The sequence below is a fragment of the Lacibacter sp. genome (assembly GCF_057361365.1).
Genome location: NZ_JBMQSG010000006.1, coordinates 260592 through 275725 on the forward strand (window position 1 = coordinate 260592; position 15134 = coordinate 275725).

The 15134-nt window shown below is 39.6% G+C and carries 14 protein-coding genes and 1 tRNA gene; 7 read left to right on the forward strand and 8 right to left on the reverse strand.

The genetic code is table 11. The features are described 5' to 3' along the window. Nucleotides 1-132: 132 nt before the first annotated feature. Nucleotides 133-216, reverse strand: a tRNA-Leu gene (locus ACO1QW_RS04530). Between the two features lie 168 nt (nucleotides 217-384). Here ACO1QW_RS04530 and ACO1QW_RS04535 point away from each other — a divergent pair. Then, nucleotides 385-1584 (forward strand): NAD(P)-dependent oxidoreductase, encoded by a 1200-nt coding sequence (locus tag ACO1QW_RS04535; RefSeq protein ID WP_486256101.1) that lies wholly within the window; start codon nucleotides 385-387, stop codon nucleotides 1582-1584. Nucleotides 1585-1645: 61 nt separating this feature from the next. Here the strand turns inward: ACO1QW_RS04535 and ACO1QW_RS04540 are convergent, their stop codons facing one another. The 3 genes from ACO1QW_RS04540 to ACO1QW_RS04550 all read right to left on the reverse strand — a co-directional run bounded on the left by ACO1QW_RS04540 (nucleotide 1646) and on the right by ACO1QW_RS04550 (nucleotide 4841). Continuing rightward, the gene (locus ACO1QW_RS04540; protein WP_486256103.1) at nucleotides 1646-2362 is read right to left on the reverse strand and encodes a tRNA1(Val) (adenine(37)-N6)-methyltransferase; all 717 of its coding nucleotides are present in this window, start codon (nucleotides 2360-2362) and stop codon (nucleotides 1646-1648) included. 102 nt (nucleotides 2363-2464) lie between these two features. Next, nucleotides 2465-3505 (reverse strand): tRNA (adenosine(37)-N6)-threonylcarbamoyltransferase complex transferase subunit TsaD, encoded by a 1041-nt coding sequence (tsaD, locus tag ACO1QW_RS04545; RefSeq protein ID WP_486256104.1) that lies wholly within the window; start codon nucleotides 3503-3505, stop codon nucleotides 2465-2467. 88 nt (nucleotides 3506-3593) lie between these two features. Continuing rightward, nucleotides 3594-4841: an ABC transporter permease gene (locus ACO1QW_RS04550; RefSeq protein WP_486256106.1), complete on the reverse strand. Its 1248-nt coding sequence runs from the start codon at nucleotides 4839-4841 to the stop codon at nucleotides 3594-3596. Between the two features lie 171 nt (nucleotides 4842-5012). Here ACO1QW_RS04550 and ACO1QW_RS04555 point away from each other — a divergent pair, with 171 nt between their 5' ends. Both ACO1QW_RS04555 and ACO1QW_RS04560 read left to right on the forward strand, forming a co-directional pair. Beyond that, nucleotides 5013-6605, forward strand: a complete 1593-nt coding sequence (locus tag ACO1QW_RS04555; protein WP_486256108.1) for a peptide chain release factor 3 — start codon at nucleotides 5013-5015, stop codon at nucleotides 6603-6605. 149 nt (nucleotides 6606-6754) lie between these two features. Then, nucleotides 6755-7267: a GNAT family N-acetyltransferase gene (locus ACO1QW_RS04560; protein WP_486256110.1), complete on the forward strand. Its 513-nt coding sequence runs from the start codon at nucleotides 6755-6757 to the stop codon at nucleotides 7265-7267. A 34-nt stretch (nucleotides 7268-7301) separates the two neighbouring features. On the opposite strand, the gene ACO1QW_RS04565 is transcribed toward ACO1QW_RS04560, so the two are convergent. Further along, nucleotides 7302-7817: a YkgJ family cysteine cluster protein gene (locus ACO1QW_RS04565; protein ID WP_486256112.1), complete on the reverse strand. Its 516-nt coding sequence runs from the start codon at nucleotides 7815-7817 to the stop codon at nucleotides 7302-7304. A 168-nt stretch (nucleotides 7818-7985) separates the two neighbouring features. Between ACO1QW_RS04565 and xerD the strand changes: the two genes are divergently transcribed. Continuing rightward, on the forward strand, nucleotides 7986-8891 hold the full coding sequence (gene xerD, locus ACO1QW_RS04570; RefSeq protein WP_486256114.1) for a site-specific tyrosine recombinase XerD: 906 nt from the start codon (nucleotides 7986-7988) through the stop codon (nucleotides 8889-8891). 9 nt (nucleotides 8892-8900) lie between these two features. Next, complete coding sequence (locus tag ACO1QW_RS04575; protein ID WP_486256116.1) at nucleotides 8901-9995, forward strand: glycoside hydrolase family 18 protein; 1095 nt, start codon at nucleotides 8901-8903, stop codon at nucleotides 9993-9995. A gap of 11 nt (nucleotides 9996-10006) precedes the next feature. Here the strand turns inward: ACO1QW_RS04575 and ACO1QW_RS04580 are convergent, their stop codons facing one another. From ACO1QW_RS04580 to ACO1QW_RS04590, 3 genes are all read right to left on the reverse strand, one after another. Next, entirely contained in the window at nucleotides 10007-10465 is a 459-nt protein-coding gene (locus tag ACO1QW_RS04580) for a hypothetical protein (RefSeq protein ID WP_486256118.1), read from the reverse strand. Nucleotides 10466-10495: 30 nt separating this feature from the next. Beyond that, nucleotides 10496-11824 (reverse strand): hypothetical protein, encoded by a 1329-nt coding sequence (locus ACO1QW_RS04585; RefSeq protein ID WP_486256120.1) that lies wholly within the window; start codon nucleotides 11822-11824, stop codon nucleotides 10496-10498. 177 nt (nucleotides 11825-12001) lie between these two features. Continuing rightward, nucleotides 12002-13057, reverse strand: coding sequence for a carboxypeptidase-like regulatory domain-containing protein (locus ACO1QW_RS04590; protein WP_486256122.1), 1056 nt, complete (start codon nucleotides 13055-13057; stop codon nucleotides 12002-12004). A 125-nt stretch (nucleotides 13058-13182) separates the two neighbouring features. Between ACO1QW_RS04590 and ACO1QW_RS04595 the strand changes: the two genes are divergently transcribed. Together ACO1QW_RS04595 and ACO1QW_RS04600 are read left to right on the forward strand one after the other, a co-directional pair. Beyond that, a complete protein-coding gene (locus ACO1QW_RS04595) occupies nucleotides 13183-13764 on the forward strand; it encodes an RNA polymerase sigma factor (protein ID WP_486256124.1) in 582 nt (193 codons plus the stop codon). 16 nt (nucleotides 13765-13780) lie between these two features. Further along, nucleotides 13781-15052, forward strand: a complete 1272-nt coding sequence (locus tag ACO1QW_RS04600) for a carboxypeptidase-like regulatory domain-containing protein (RefSeq protein ID WP_486256126.1) — start codon at nucleotides 13781-13783, stop codon at nucleotides 15050-15052. Nucleotides 15053-15134 lie beyond the last annotated feature (82 nt).

The window sequence follows — 15134 nt, forward strand, 5'->3', positions numbered from 1 at the left end:
GACAATTGATAAAATGAATGTTAATAACGGAATCGATTGCGCAGGAATTGATATTTGCTCTATAAGATTTGGACATCATGGCCAGCAAATAAAAAACCCGCCTTCAACTTGAAGAGCGGGTAAAAAAAATTGTGCCCACGAAAGGAATCGAACCTTCACATCCTTGCGAATGGCAGATTTTGAGTCTGCTGCGTCTACCAATTCCGCCACATGGGCATGTAACGATATTTTTTTAAGAACTCACCGCCGGCCCAAGTATTTCACCTCTCGGTCAAAGACTTTCCTTTGGGGCTGCAATATTACAGAATCTTTGCTTTCGTATGAAATTTTTTATGCCTTCTACTTTTTCTTAAATGGTATATTGCAAATCTTTAAACGATTGAAATGCTTACGATAGGACTTATAAGAGAAGGAAAAACACCTGCCGATAACCGTGTTGCGCTAACTCCTGCACAATGCAAGTGGGTTCATAAAAATACAGCTGGTGTAAAAATTGTTGTACAGTCGTCGCAACATCGCTGTTTTACCGATAAAGAATATCGATCTGCCGGAGTTGAAGTGGCGGAAGAGATGAGCAATTGCGACATATTATTTGGTATTAAGGAAGTGCCTGTTCCGGATCTTATTCAAAATAAAACCTATCTTTTTTTCTCACATACGAAAAAAGCCCAGGTTCATAATATGAATCTGATGCGGGCTATGGTGGAGAAAAAGATCACACTCATCGATTATGAATGTTTAACGCATGAAGATGGACAACGCATCATTGGGTTTGGTTTTTTTGCGGGTGTGGTGGGTGCTCACAACGGTATGATGGCATTTGGCAATCGTACAGGTGCGTTCAAGCTCGGTCGTGTTGGTGATGTGCGTGATTACCGCCAGCTCATTCATACCTATTTTGGATTGAAACTTCCCAAAATAAAAATTGCTGTTACTGGAAGTGGTCGAGTTGCACATGGATTATTGGAAATCATGAACCTGCTTGGTGTAAATGAAGTGGAGCCGTTTGACTATTTGCATCGTCAATACGAATACCCGGTGTATGTGCATTTAAAGGGAAGAGATTTGTATGAACGAAAAGATGATGGCACTTACAACCGTGATAATTTTCATGAATTCCCGGAAGAATATAAATGCAGCTTCTCCCCTTTTGTAAAACACACTGATATTTTGTTAAATGGTGTGTACTGGGATAAAACAATCCCATCGTTGTTTTCACTGGATGAGTTTCGCACTGCTTCTTTCAAGATTCAAACGATAGCTGATATTACAAACGATACCGGCGGTTCCATTCCCATCAATATCGGCGACTCAACGATTGCTGATCCTGTTTATGGAGTTGACAAGACTACTTTGCAAAAAACAGCTCCTTACCTGCCAGGTTCTGTTGATGTAATGGCAGTTGGTAATTTACCCAATGAACTGCCACGTGATGCTTCACGTTATTTTGGTGAACAACTGATCAAGTTTGTATTGGATGATTTAGTAAAAGGCGGTTCACCCATTTTGGATCGGGCAACTATGTTGAAAGCAGGCGTACTAACGGATGAGTATAATTATTTGAAAGAATACGCAGGGCTGTAAAATTGTAAAATACAAAGTGGAAGTACGAAACCCCGTCACCAGTTGCAAACCCAGAGGGCGGTTATAAATACAAATAGTAATCTTTTAAAAGACTGACAAACTCATTTGTGTATTGATTGTTTTCATCTTTGATGGCCATTGATTCAACCACTGGTTCGGTTTTCATTCGGCTAAATAATAACAGCGAACGAAAATAACGGTGCTTAACAGATTGTGTTACCTGCACATGCTTTTGCAAGTGGAGATTAGTATCGTTTGCTAATTCAATCATTCGTTCGGAACGAACATACGGAAGGAGCACTGCAAAACTTCCATCTTCAGTTAAATTCAAATCAACCACCTGAACCAATTCATCCAGCTTCAATCCTTCATCATGCATCGCTACATTTCTGTTAGCAGCCCCCGATTTTAAATCGCCCTCATAGAAGGGCGGATTAGAAATGATAAGGTCATACTTTTTTGAAAAGCCGAATTGCTTTACATCAGCATGAAACAACTGCAACCGATTTTTCCAGGGTGAAGTTTCAATATTTTGATGCGCTTGGTGAAACGATGGTTCATCAATTTCTATTCCATCGATCAATGCATAAGATTTTTGCGCAAGCATTAACAACAAAAGACCCGTGCCTGCACCAATGTCCAGCGCACTTTTCGCTTTTAACCTTTCAACTTCGTCAGCTATCCATGCTCCAAACAAGCAACTATCCGTACTCACTTTCAACGCAGCTTTTTCCTGCTGCACTGTAAATTGTTTGAATTGAAAATAGTTGTTGGGCATAAAGAAAGCTTCAAGCTATTAGCGATAAGCTGCAAGTAAAAAAACAATTTCCATAATAAGTATTTCAAAACTTAGGGCTTAAAGCTGGCAGCTAAAACCTTTTCACCATTCCGCTCTTGCACTTGGTTGCACACTTAATTCGGCAAAATCATTTGCCAGGTATTTATGATAACCTGTAATCGCAATCATTCCGGCATTATCGGTACAATATTCAAACGAAGGAATAAAGGTTTTCCAATGATACTTCTCGCCCATTTCTGTAAATGCTTTTCGCAAGCCACTATTGGCACTCACGCCTCCTGCTAAACAAATCTCTTTAATACCTGTTTGCTTTGATGCCTTCTTCAACTTGTTGAGCAAGATCGACACAATGCGTTGCTGAACGGATGCACATATATCATTGAGGTTATCAGCAATAAATTTCCTTTGTTCTTCTTCGCTTGCCAAAAATTCTTCTTTAAACACAAGACTTGTTCCTGCATTGCGTAAAAAATAAAGAATGGAAGTTTTCAATCCGCTGAAACTGAAATTCAGTTCAGGTATCTGTGGTTCAGGAAATTTAAAACGATGGGGATTTCCCAGCTGTGCATATTTATCGATCAGTGGTCCGCCTGGATAAGGGAGTCCTAACAACTTTGCTGTTTTATCAAATGCTTCACCAGCGGCATCATCAATGGTTTCACCCAACACTTTCATTTGCGTTGCACTTTCGCACAAAACAATTTGAGTATGCCCGCCACTCACTGTCAAACACAAAAAAGGAAATGAAGGTTTCTCCTCGGGAATTAAATTCGCCAAGACATGCGCCTGCATATGATGCACGGCAATCAACGGAATATTTAATGCTAGTGAAAGTGATTTTGCAAACTGGGTACCCACCAATAAAGAACCGATCAAGCCCGGCGCCTGCGTAAATGCAACGGCATTGAGATGAGTTTTCTCTACTCCTGATTTTTTCAAAGCTTCATCAATAACCGGAACAATGTTTTGCATATGTGCACGACTTGCCAGTTCGGGCACAACGCCTCCATATTGTTCATGCACAGCCTGTGTTGCAATTACATTGGAAAGAATTATTCCATCACGGCAAACGGAAGCTGATGTTTCGTCGCAGGAAGATTCGATTGCGAGAATTGTGATCAAAACAGGAATGAAAATTAAAAATGAATAATGATGAATGTAAAAGTAAGGCAGTTAACTTTTTAATTTTTCGTTTTACATTTCTCATTTTTTATTTACTCCTTATGGCTACCACTGGATCCATTTTAGCAGCAATAAACGCCGGGATGATACCAGCCAGTATTCCCGTAAGAATACACACTATTACAGCCACCATAAACAAACCAATTGAGATAAATACTTTGAATTTAAATACGGCTGAAAGAATAAAGGTTAATCCAAATACAAGCGCCAAACCAATTATACCACCCAGCACACAAAGAAATGCGCTCTCCATTAAAAACTCTGCAAGAATGGTTCTTCGTTTTGCACCAATGGCTTTCTTTAAACCAATAATGCTTGTACGTTCACGAACTGTTACAAACATAATATTCGCCACACCAAAAATGCCGACGATAAAAGAAAGGATTGTGATGGCAATTCCGCCAATAGTCATACCATTAAAAATAGAAGTGATCTGTGTAGCACCGCTGCTCACATCATTCAACGCAAAATTATCTTCCTGTTTAGGGTTAAGTTTGCGAACACTACGCATTACACCACGCAATTCATTTTTCATATCATCCGTTGGAACATTTTCTCTGCCCTTTACAATCATAAAACCGTCGCTACGGCTTTCGTTGCCCACCTGGCTCGCAAAACGGTAAGGAATAATAATTACGTTATCGAAGTCCCAGCCACCCAGGAGGTTTTGACCCTGCTTTTTTACAATACCTACCACGTTCACTTTACGACCTTTGATCACTACTTCTTTACCCAACGCATTTTCAGCTTTATCAAACATCTTTTCTGCCACATTAAAGCCCATCACTAAACTTGCGCTGCCATATTCAAATTCGTTTGCAGAAAGGTAGCGTCCCCATCCAATTTCAACCGGTTGTATCTGGTTAAATTCATCCGTTACACCATACCAGCTTACACTGGAAAGGGAAACATCTTTATAATCAATTGCTGAAGCGTTAAAATAAGTGAAGGCAACATTGCTGGCTAAAGACATCCGCTGTTTTACGGGGGCCATTTCTTTGAATTTAGGATTGGGCCTGTTCACATATTTCCACCAGGGATACTCGCCACCTCCGCCCCATGGCCATTTCTGTACATAAATAGTATTGTTACCAAATGCTTTGAATTCGCTCTTAATACTACTCTCAAGACTACCCACCGTAGCCATTACACTGATGATGCAAAAAATACCAAACGTAATACCCAACAGGCTTAAAAAAGTACGCAATTTGTTCTTTCTTAACTCCTGCGTGGCAAACAGGAGGCTGTTCCAGAATATTTCGAAGGTTTTACGCATACCCAAATTTATACTGATTTGTCGATGCACAAAGAAAATTGTTACAAATGGAAGCGCCCGGCGGCTTACCTTTGCGGGCTTAAAAAGGCCGATAGTTCATAGTTAATAGTTCATAGTGGTTTTCGACACCTGTAATCTATTATCCATGAACTATGAACCATGAACTTCGACATGAAATTTACAAACGAAATCAATCGCCGACGCACATTCGCCATCATCTCTCACCCCGATGCGGGTAAAACAACGCTTACAGAAAAGTTACTGTTGTTTGGTGGTGCCATACAGGTGGCAGGTGCCGTAAAAAGTAACAAGATCAAGAAACACGCAACGAGTGACTTTATGGAGATCGAAAGGCAGCGTGGCATCTCGGTTGCTACATCGGTGATGACCTTTGAATACAACGGCACTCTTATTAACCTGCTTGATACTCCCGGTCACAAAGATTTTGCCGAGGATACTTACCGCACGTTAACAGCAGTTGACAGTGTTATTCTTGTAATTGACAGTGTGAACGGTGTGGAAGATCAAACAAGAAGGTTGATGGAAGTTTGCCGCATGCGTGATACACCTGTGATTGTATTCATCAACAAGATGGATCGTGATGGTAAAAACCGTTTTGATTTGCTGGAAGAAGTGGAGAAAGAATTGAACCTGCACTTGCATCCAATGACATGGCCCATCAACAGCGGAAAAGATTTTAAAGGCGTGTATGATCTCGATAAAAAATCATTGGTACTGTTTACACCTAATACAAAAGCAAGTGATGAAGATGTGGTAGAGATCAAAGATCTTTCAGCTTCTGTATTGGATGAAAAAATCGGTGACATTGATGCCAAAATTTTACGTGAAGACGCAGAACTTGTTGAAGGCGTATATGGCGATCTTGACAGAACTGAATACCTTAAAGGAAAAGTAGCGCCGGTGTTCTTTGGAAGTGCCGTTAATAATTTTGGTGTGAAGGAAATGCTTGATACATTCATTCGCATTGCACCTTTACCGCAAAGCCGTGAAACTTCAACACGTCATCTCGATGTGCAGGAAGACAAATTCAGCGGATTCATTTTTAAGATACATGCTAACCTTGATCCGAAGCATCGTGATCGTATCGCTTTCCTTCGTGTATGCAGTGGCAAGTTTGAACGTAACAAATATTTCCACCATGTTCGTTTAGATAAGGATGTGCGTTTCAGCAATCCTTATTCGTTCATGGCACGGCAGAAAGATGTAATTGAAGAAGCTTATCCGGGTGATGTTGTTGGTTTGTTTGATACAGGCAATTTTAAAATTGGTGATACATTAACTGAAGGCGAAGATTTTTACTTTACCGGTATTCCTTCGTTCTCTCCTGAATTGTTTAAAGAAGTGATCAACAAAGATCCGATGAAGACCAAGCAACTGGAAAAAGGTTTGATGCAATTGACGGACGAAGGTGTTGCACAGTTGTTCACACAATTTGGCGGTAACAAAAAGATCATTGGTTGTGTTGGTGAACTACAGTTTGAAGTTATTCAATATCGTTTGTTGCAGGAATATGGCGCCAGTGCTGAGTTCAGGGCTTTGCCTTACTACAAAGCTTGCTGGATCACAAGTAAGGATCAAAAAAAGCTTGATGATTTCACCCGCTTCAAAACAAATAATATTGCAGCAGATAAAGACGGGCATTTGGTTTACCTCGCACAAAGCGAATGGTTCTTAAATACTGAACGACAAAATAATCCTGATATTGAGTTTCACTTTACCAGTGAAATACATAAGGAAGGATAAGGTGAAGTACAAAGTCGAAAGTGCGAAGTGAGCTGAAAGTTAGTAGATGAACATTGGTCGGTACGGTTGCAAACCGTCAGACCAATAATTATTATCGTGTTCCAATTTACGTCTGACGGCCTAAGGGCAGTGCCGACGAAATACATATCATGAAACTCTTCGAATCAGAACGCTTATACGTACAACCTTACACAAAGGATGATGCTGCTATTTTCTTTGCCTTAAATGGCGATGCAGAGATTATGCAGTACATACGGGAACCGAAGAGCAAAGCAGAAAGCGATTTGTTTCTTGAAGAGAATTTAAAATTTTATTCCACGCATCCGGGCCTTGGTCGTTTTGCAGTGTTTACAAAAGATGACAACAGTTTCGCTGGTTCATTTTCTTTATTATCCATCACCAATACAGAGAACATTCACCTTGGTTATGCGCTGCTGAAACCATTTCATGGAAAAGGACTGGCAACAGAACTGGTGAAGGCATCATTTGATTATGTATTCAGCACAATTCCCCATGAAAGTGTTCATGCACTAACTGTTGCTGAAAATATTGGTTCACAGAAAGTGTTATTGAAATGTGGTTTTACATTCACAGGAACAATAGTGCACGATAGCGACGAGGTGATGGTTTATGAAAAAAGAAAGCTACCAGCAACGAGCTGATAGCTTTAGTATGTTTACCAAGTAAATTTTGAACTTATATCTTCCCTACTCTCTCCATCATCTTTTCTACCAACTTATAAGTAGCAGGGCAATATTCCACATTCTGTTTGTAAACATGCACCCACTCTGTAAAGTTCTTTTTAGTATGATGAGGAAAAGTTGCACAATCAACAGGACGTATCTCGTAAATAGAGCACTTATTGTCTTTTAGATTGAGGAACTGACAAGGTTGTTTTTTATTCATCATATCACCCGTGCTGCGTTCTTTATACAACCACTTCGCCGTAAACTCTTCAGGCGTTTGATCGAAATGTGCAGAGATGCGTTTGATATCCTGCTTGGTGAAAGTAGGTGTCATTGTCTTGCAGCAATTAGCACATGCAAGGCAATCTGTTTCAGCCCACACTTGCTGATCTACTTCCTTGGCTATCTTATCAACTCCTTTTGGCTTCACTGTTTCCAAACGTGTAAGAAAATAACGAAAGCGTCGGCGATTCTGTTGCATTAAACGCTTAAAGAAAGGAAGGTGCATTGGCTTCGATGATTGCATACAGGGATTAATTATTAAGCAGCGAATATAATGAGCAATTGGCAATGGACAATGAACAATAAGCAATAGACAATATCCAAATGGTGAACGGTCTTTACAACCTCCGGCCTTCTTATCGTCCCAACTTCAAAATCTTCTTATCTTCCAAACTTCAATCACACACACATTATGTGGGATCCATATAAAAAGGGATTTAAAGCTTACCTGCAACTCGAACGTTCGCTGAGTGAAAACTCTGTGGAGGCGTACCTGCATGATGTGGAAATGCTAACGCAATACCTGCAAAGCATCAGTGATCTTAAAAATCCTTCTGAACTGCTGCTAAAAGATCTGCAGCAGTTTATAAAATGGATTGCCGAACTGGGAATGAGTGCGGGAAGCCAGGCAAGGATTATCTCGGGCCTTCGGCAATTTTATAAGTATTGTTTGATAGAGCAGATCAGCACAACCGATCCCACAGCTTTATTGGAAACGCCCAAGCTGAAAAGAAGTTTACCGGATACACTGAGTTATGATGAAATTGAAGCCATCATCAACCAGATCGACCTGAGCAAACCGGAAGGTGGCCGTAACAAAGCTATTCTTGAAACAATGTATAGTTGCGGTTTACGTGTCAGCGAAGTGGTGAATCTTAAATTGTCGAACCTATATCTTGATGTTGGTTTTATACGTGTGATTGGCAAAGGCGACAAAGAACGATTGGTGCCTATTGGCAGCAGCGCAATAAAATATATTACGATCTATGTAAAAGATATTCGTGTGCATGTGCAACCTAATAAAGGAAAAGAAGATTTTGTTTTTCTTAACCGTCGTGGTGATGAGTTGACGAGGGTAATGATTTTCCTCATTATTAAAGAGCTGGCAAAAAAAGCCGGCATTATCAAAAATATTTCGCCGCATACATTCCGTCACTCATTTGCTACACATTTGGTTGAAGGAGGTGCCGATTTGCGGGCAGTACAGGAAATGCTGGGCCATGAAAGTATTACCACTACTGAAATTTATACCCATCTCGACAGGGAATATCTTCGCAAAACGCTGGAACAATATCACCCTGGTTTTGGAAAAAAATAATCTCATCAAATGATACAACGTATTGTCATCAGCTTCACTTTCTTTTTTGTTTTTACTTTTTGTTTTGCGCAAAACCAAAAGGCTGCAAACATAGAAGTAATTGCTTATTACTCCGGCAGCAGCGAAGGCATTGATAAGTACATGGTGCTAGATATTACGCAGATCATTTTTTCCTTTGGTCATTTGAAAGGGAACCGCCTGCACATTAGTAATGCAAGAGACACAGGTAGAATTCAAAAGTTGGTATCGTTGAAACAACGCAATCCTAAATTGAAAGTATTATTATCGCTTGGTGGCTGGGGAGGCTGTGCACCTTGCTCGGAGGTATTTTCAACAACTGAAGGAAGGAATGAATTCGCAGCATCAACAAAAGAATTGCTTGATTTTTTTGAGGCAGATGGTATTGACCTTGACTGGGAGTACCCGGCTATTGAAGGCCATCCAGGCCATACTTATAAAAAAGAAGACAAGGAAAATTTCACATTGCTTGTGCAAGCGCTTCGAAAAGCGTTAGGCAAAAAAGCTATCATTAGTTTTGCAGCAGGCGGCTTTGATAAATTTTTACAGGAATCAATCGATTGGAAAGCTGTAAAGCCGGTGATCGATTTTGTAAACCTCATGAGCTATGATCTTGTAAGTGGCTTCAGCACTGTTACCGGTCATCACACACCGCTTTATTCCAACTCAACGCAAAAACAATCGGCTGACAATGCCATCAACTATTTTAAATCCATAAATTTCCCTTTAGAAAAAATAATTATCGGTGCAGCTTTTTATGCCCGTACCTGGGAGAATGTAAGAGACGTCAACAATGGTTTGTACCAGCAGGGAAACTTTAAACACTTTATTTCTTACAACCAGTTCGATCAACGATTAAGTAAAGACAGTGGATTTGTCTTTTACAGAGATAGCATTGCGAAAGCTCCTTATGCTTACAATAAACGCACAAACACATATGCTACTTTTGATGATGAGGTTTCCATTGCGGAAAAAGTGAACTATGTTAAACAACAAAAGCTGGGCGGTATTATGTTTTGGGAACTATCGCTCGACAAACCTGTAAAAGGACTGCTGAGCATCATCAGCCAGGAGAAAAATAAATAACTCTTTGCTGCTTATACCGGGAAAAAGAAAAGTAAACTCTTGACTTGCTCCTTCATACGTTGAACAACTGTTGAACGATATTGAAACTTCACGGCATGTATATCTTCCATTAATTTTTCAAGCTTAGCTGCATTACTGTACAATTGTTTAACAGAATGAAGTTTGCTGTTATGCAAATTGAACGGAACAGAAATATCCAACCGGTTTGAATAATAGCGGCTACCCAGTTGAAACTGCATGCTGTAGGTATGGAAAATATTTCCAGGCTCAAAAAGGAGCACCATATCATGTAGCCTGTCGAAGCGCCATTTTTTTTCGTAAAAAAGAAAGTTGAAAACCTGTGGCTGATAAAGAGGTTGAACAATAAATGCATCCCTGTCTGCTGCCGGCAGGGATGCTAAACTGATTACGTCTTCTCCTAACTTTTCTTGCAGCTCTTTTGAAATTTCAGCGGTATTGAATAACAACATATTTAAATGAAAGTGATGTCAGAGGATTTTTTATTGGTATTGCATTTCGCCTTCACCATTTACTACGGCCGATTCTCTTGTTGCATGATTAAAATGAGCAAATCTTGTTTCAATGTCTTTCATAGCAAGGATCATTTCTTTCGAGAGTTGCTCACGTTCATCGAGCTTGTGCTGTAACATTTCAATTTGCAGACATAATTCCTCCCGTTCCCTGATGAATTGCCCAATTGCCTGTTCTTTTTCCTGCACTTGTTTGCTTAGTTGTGCCAGGGAATATTCAAATTCCTGCAGCTTTTCTTTCCATGCCGATTTTTTCTGTTCTAAAGAAGTATTCACTATTTCAACCTGTTCTTCTAGTCGTAGTTTTTCCTTAGCAACCTGTTGCAATTCTATAATTTCTTCTTCAGCCATTCGCTTTTCCGTTTGCAACCTGGTAATATTTTCATTCAGGCGTTCATTGCTTGCAAGCAACTGTTCATACGAATAAGTGTCACGAAGAATAGCTGTTAAGTGATCCCTGAACTCTTCAACCTTTTCTGCCACTTGGCTAGCATGTATTCGTGTTGCCGTAATACCTGCTTTTTGCTCGAGTATATCTTCATTAATTGTTCTGGAAGTTTCAACATTATTCAATTGCTCTTTTAATTGTTTTATTTCATCTTCCAACAGTTGTTCTCGTTCTGTTGATTCAGCAATCACTACTTGCTGCTGCAATTTCTCAACCTGTAATCTCGCTTCAGAAAGCTCTGCATCAAACTGTAATTTTAAACGTTCAGCTTCTGCAAGTTGCTCCTTCAATTGATCTTCATATCTTATTTTGTCTTGCTCAAATTGCTCTGCCAGCAATTGCTTTGAACTATTGTTTTCTTTCAATTCTTCAAATGCTTCATTTACACGAAGCTTCTCCTTTTCTGTATTGCGTAACTGTTGTTCAAGGTCAAGTAAGCTACGCTCCTGCCTTGTTATTTTATCCTGCAGGTTTTGAAGTATTTGGTGACTGGCTTCAGTTTCCATATCATCCGTATCCCATTCTTTACCTTGCCTTAATTGTTCAATATGTGTGAGTGCTTTTGCATACTGCACCTGTAATTCCATATGCCTTTTTTCCGCTGCTTTTAATTCATCATGCAACAGTAGTTCTGCTTCTTCCTTCCTTAATATTTCTGAACTGAATTTATTTTGAAGTGTATCGAGCTTATGCTGCAATGCCTCTGTTGCATCTGGAGCGGATCTTAACCGGTATTTATCAAACATCTGTTTACCAATGTAGCCCAGAGCAAGTGAAGCAACAATAATTAAAAATAATTCAAAAGAATGCAGGGAGGAGATTGCTCCCGGTATCACAAACAAAGTATTCATAGCTTTTCCTTTATGTAAGTTTCATTGCTACAGATCGTTCCGGCGTAAAACGACTTTACAAAAAGGATTCTCGGGAAATTATCATCAGAAAAGCAAATATTAAACCAAACTCATTTTTTGTGGATAACAAAGAAGGCCGCCCAAAACGGCCGTTCATAGGTGTACTTCCATTGGCATTTATTGCACAACTATTTTACTGCTTTGGATAAGTTTCCTTTGATCATCCATTACCTGCAAGATGTACATACCGGGCAGTATTTTGTCGTTTAAATGTATTTGCTGCGTTTCATTTTTTCCATTAATCTGTTTTTGAAAACTATAAAACAGTTGTCCGGCAGCATTCAACAATCGTAATTGATAAATACCTGGTTTTACATTTGGAAATGAAATGTTGATGGTTCCTGATGGAGCAACGGGGTTAGGATAAATTTTTATTTTGGTGGGAAGTAATGAATCGAGAAACGAAATTGTTTGACTTCTTGTACTTCGAATTGAAATTGCACCTCCAATTCCACCTTTTCGTATAGATTGGTAACCGGTGACTATTATTTCACCAAACAACTCTGTGGAAACGGTTTTCATTTTCACCATTAAATTGTTATTCTTGTCGAATGCATTACCTTTTATTTCCTTCATTTCATAACCAATACTGCTGAATTGCAGTTCCGATTTCTTTGAAGGAAGATAAATTGAATAAACTCCCTTTTCATCTGTAACCACTCCCTGGTTTGTTCCCTTGATCATGATTGAAACGCCCGCCAATGGTTCTTTTGTTGTTTCATCAATTACGCTTCCGGATACAAATAAAGTTTTTTGCTGCCTTGAAGTACTGTAACCGCCAAGTACTATAACTTGTTCCTTGCCTGTTACTGAAGATGGCCTACAAACTGTCTTATTTGCCTGGTTCGGCACTTGCCCTTTAAACTGCCCCTTGGCTTTTGTTGCAAACAATGAAACAGGTAACAACAAACCTGCAGCGTATTTCAAAAATGAAGAAGCAGGTTTCAATTCTATTTGCTGAATGGGTCTGTTGAGTTGATCGTCATTAAAACGACCGCAAGCACTGCCATTGTAATTATTAAAAAAGGAAATGATATCTTCATCAGTTTGATTGGTAAAATCAACAACTTTTTTCTGGCAGGAAGAACAAAAACGCCCCTGTTCAACAGCTGTCATCTTATTCCAGTCTTCGTGACAAGGATCGGCAATACTGAGGTATAATTTTTCTTTCATAGCAGTTTTGGTTTAGTGATTAACTCTAAAAATGTTTCAATTACAAACAGGATGCAACCATTTTTAGAATTACACAACAATTCCAAAAAATATTTTTACCTAACTTCCCGCCTCAACCTGTTGGCTTGGCATTTATAAAGGCAAAAGATGAAACCACATTAACTGACGCAGAGCTGGTACAACTGTACCGGGCAAATGCTGATTTGAATGTGCTCAGTAATCTTTACCAGCGTTACATGGACCTCATCTATGGTATTTGCCTGAAATATCTTAAAGACCCAGAAGCTGCGAAGGATGCAGTGATCAATATTTACGAAGAATTGATCGGCAAACTGAAACAGCATGAGGTAAGCAATTTCAAAAGCTGGTTATACACGCTCAGTCGCAACCATTGCCTGATGCAACTGCGTAAAGAAAAAGGCCATCACACAGTAGAAATTCCTGAAACATTTATGCAAAGCGGCGAATTAATGCATCCAGATGCCGTAGAGCAAAAGGAAGAACAGCTCAACAGCATGGAAAAATGCCTTGAACAGCTGCCCGCAGAACAAAAAACCTGTGTTAACTTGTTTTACCTGCAGGGAAAATGTTATAACGAGATTACTGAGCACACCGGCATTGAATGGAATAAAGTGAGAAGTTATATACAGAATGGACGAAGAAATTTGAAACTTTGTATGGATAAAAAGCTGCAGGCTGATAGCTAATAGCAGCAAGCAAAACATGATCAACTACAACGCACACGATATTGAACGTTACATCAACCGGCAAATGAATGCTGCGGAGATGCATGCTTTTGAACGTGCCATGATGGATGATGCTATGCTGGCTGATGCGGTTGATGGATATCAATCGGTGGCAAGCAAACGGGATATTGATGCTGACCTTATTGAGTTAAAAACAAAACTCAACACTAAAAAAGAAAATGGCAAGGTGATCACGGGCTTCTTTCGTCCGTGGATAAGTGTGGCAGCGGGAATTATTATTGTATTGACGGCAGTACTGTTTTATCGTTATCAGCAACAAACATCGTCTGACGAAATAGTGGCGGTGAACACGCAAAAAGCAACAGATACCATCGCTGCCATTAAAGAAACTATTGTTGATTCAACTACTGTTGCTATTAATGAAATAAAAACCGAAGAAAAGATTCCTGCGGCACCGAAAGTTTCAACAAAGAAAGAAAGTATAAAACTAAAAGACGATGCTCCTGTAACAGCCAATGAAAGTGATAATGCAAAAACAGAAACAGCAACTACTGCAGCTCCACCACCTTTGAATGAAGTTGTGATCGCTCCCTCTTCTGCAAAACCGGCTAAACTTGAAAAGAAAAGTGAGGCTTTAAATTATGACATGGGGCGCTCTGAAGCAAAAACAAAATCAAACTTGATCCTTAACAGGTTTACAGGTGTAGTTGTTGATGAAAATAACAATCCTCTACCCTTCGCAAATATTACAGAAGTAAAAAGCAGGGTTGGAACTTACGCTGATGCTAAAGGAAATTTCACCATGATAGCTGCTGATTCGGTTATTTCCATTGAAACAAGGTCGGTTGGCTACAGTAACGCTAATGTATTGCTGAGAAATAACCAGCAGCAAACAATTGTATTAAAAGATGAAGCTGTTACTGCAGGCAACCAAACCCGTGAGCAATTGTTTGAGCGTAATCGTAACCGTAATTCCATGATGAAAGAAGAAGTAACAGAAATGGAAAGCGAACCCGCCGATGGCTGGGATAAATACTCCACGTATGTTCTTAATAATCTCCGCACACCCGGCATAAATGATAAACGGAGGCTACGTGAAACAGCCTTACAAAAAGAAGTGGAACTTTCCTTCGATGTTAACCCCGATGGCACTATTGCCAATGTAAAAGTAGAACGTTCTAATTGCAGCACCTGTAACACAGAAGCCATTCGTGTTGTTAAAGAAGGGCCCAAATGGAAATCGAAAAGCGGTAAAAAAGAAAGGGCACGATTTACCGTTCAATTTTGATTTCAGCAATTCATCAATACTTCTTTGGCCTTTCGTCCAACTCCCTACCTTTGCCTCCTATTTACGATTGTTATATGCAAAA

Excerpts from the sequence above, each read along its gene's own strand:
- ACO1QW_RS04575 (WP_486256116.1), top strand. The coding sequence starts at position 8,901 with ATGATACAACGTATTGTCATCAGCTTCACTTTCTTTTTTGTTTTTACT.
- ACO1QW_RS04600 (WP_486256126.1), top strand. The coding sequence starts at position 13,781 with ATGATCAACTACAACGCACACGATATTGAACGTTACATCAACCGGCAA.
- ACO1QW_RS04535 (WP_486256101.1), top strand. The coding sequence starts at position 385 with ATGCTTACGATAGGACTTATAAGAGAAGGAAAAACACCTGCCGATAAC.
- ACO1QW_RS04555 (WP_486256108.1), top strand. The coding sequence starts at position 5,013 with ATGAAATTTACAAACGAAATCAATCGCCGACGCACATTCGCCATCATC.
- ACO1QW_RS04550 (WP_486256106.1), bottom strand. The coding sequence starts at position 4,841 with ATGCGTAAAACCTTCGAAATATTCTGGAACAGCCTCCTGTTTGCCACG.
- ACO1QW_RS04590 (WP_486256122.1), bottom strand. The coding sequence starts at position 13,057 with ATGAAAGAAAAATTATACCTCAGTATTGCCGATCCTTGTCACGAAGAC.
- ACO1QW_RS04585 (WP_486256120.1), bottom strand. The coding sequence starts at position 11,824 with ATGAATACTTTGTTTGTGATACCGGGAGCAATCTCCTCCCTGCATTCT.
- ACO1QW_RS04580 (WP_486256118.1), bottom strand. The coding sequence starts at position 10,465 with ATGTTGTTATTCAATACCGCTGAAATTTCAAAAGAGCTGCAAGAAAAG.
- xerD (WP_486256114.1), top strand. The coding sequence starts at position 7,986 with ATGTGGGATCCATATAAAAAGGGATTTAAAGCTTACCTGCAACTCGAA.
- ACO1QW_RS04540 (WP_486256103.1), bottom strand. The coding sequence starts at position 2,362 with ATGCCCAACAACTATTTTCAATTCAAACAATTTACAGTGCAGCAGGAA.
- ACO1QW_RS04565 (WP_486256112.1), bottom strand. The coding sequence starts at position 7,817 with ATGCAATCATCGAAGCCAATGCACCTTCCTTTCTTTAAGCGTTTAATG.
- ACO1QW_RS04560 (WP_486256110.1), top strand. The coding sequence starts at position 6,755 with ATGAAACTCTTCGAATCAGAACGCTTATACGTACAACCTTACACAAAG.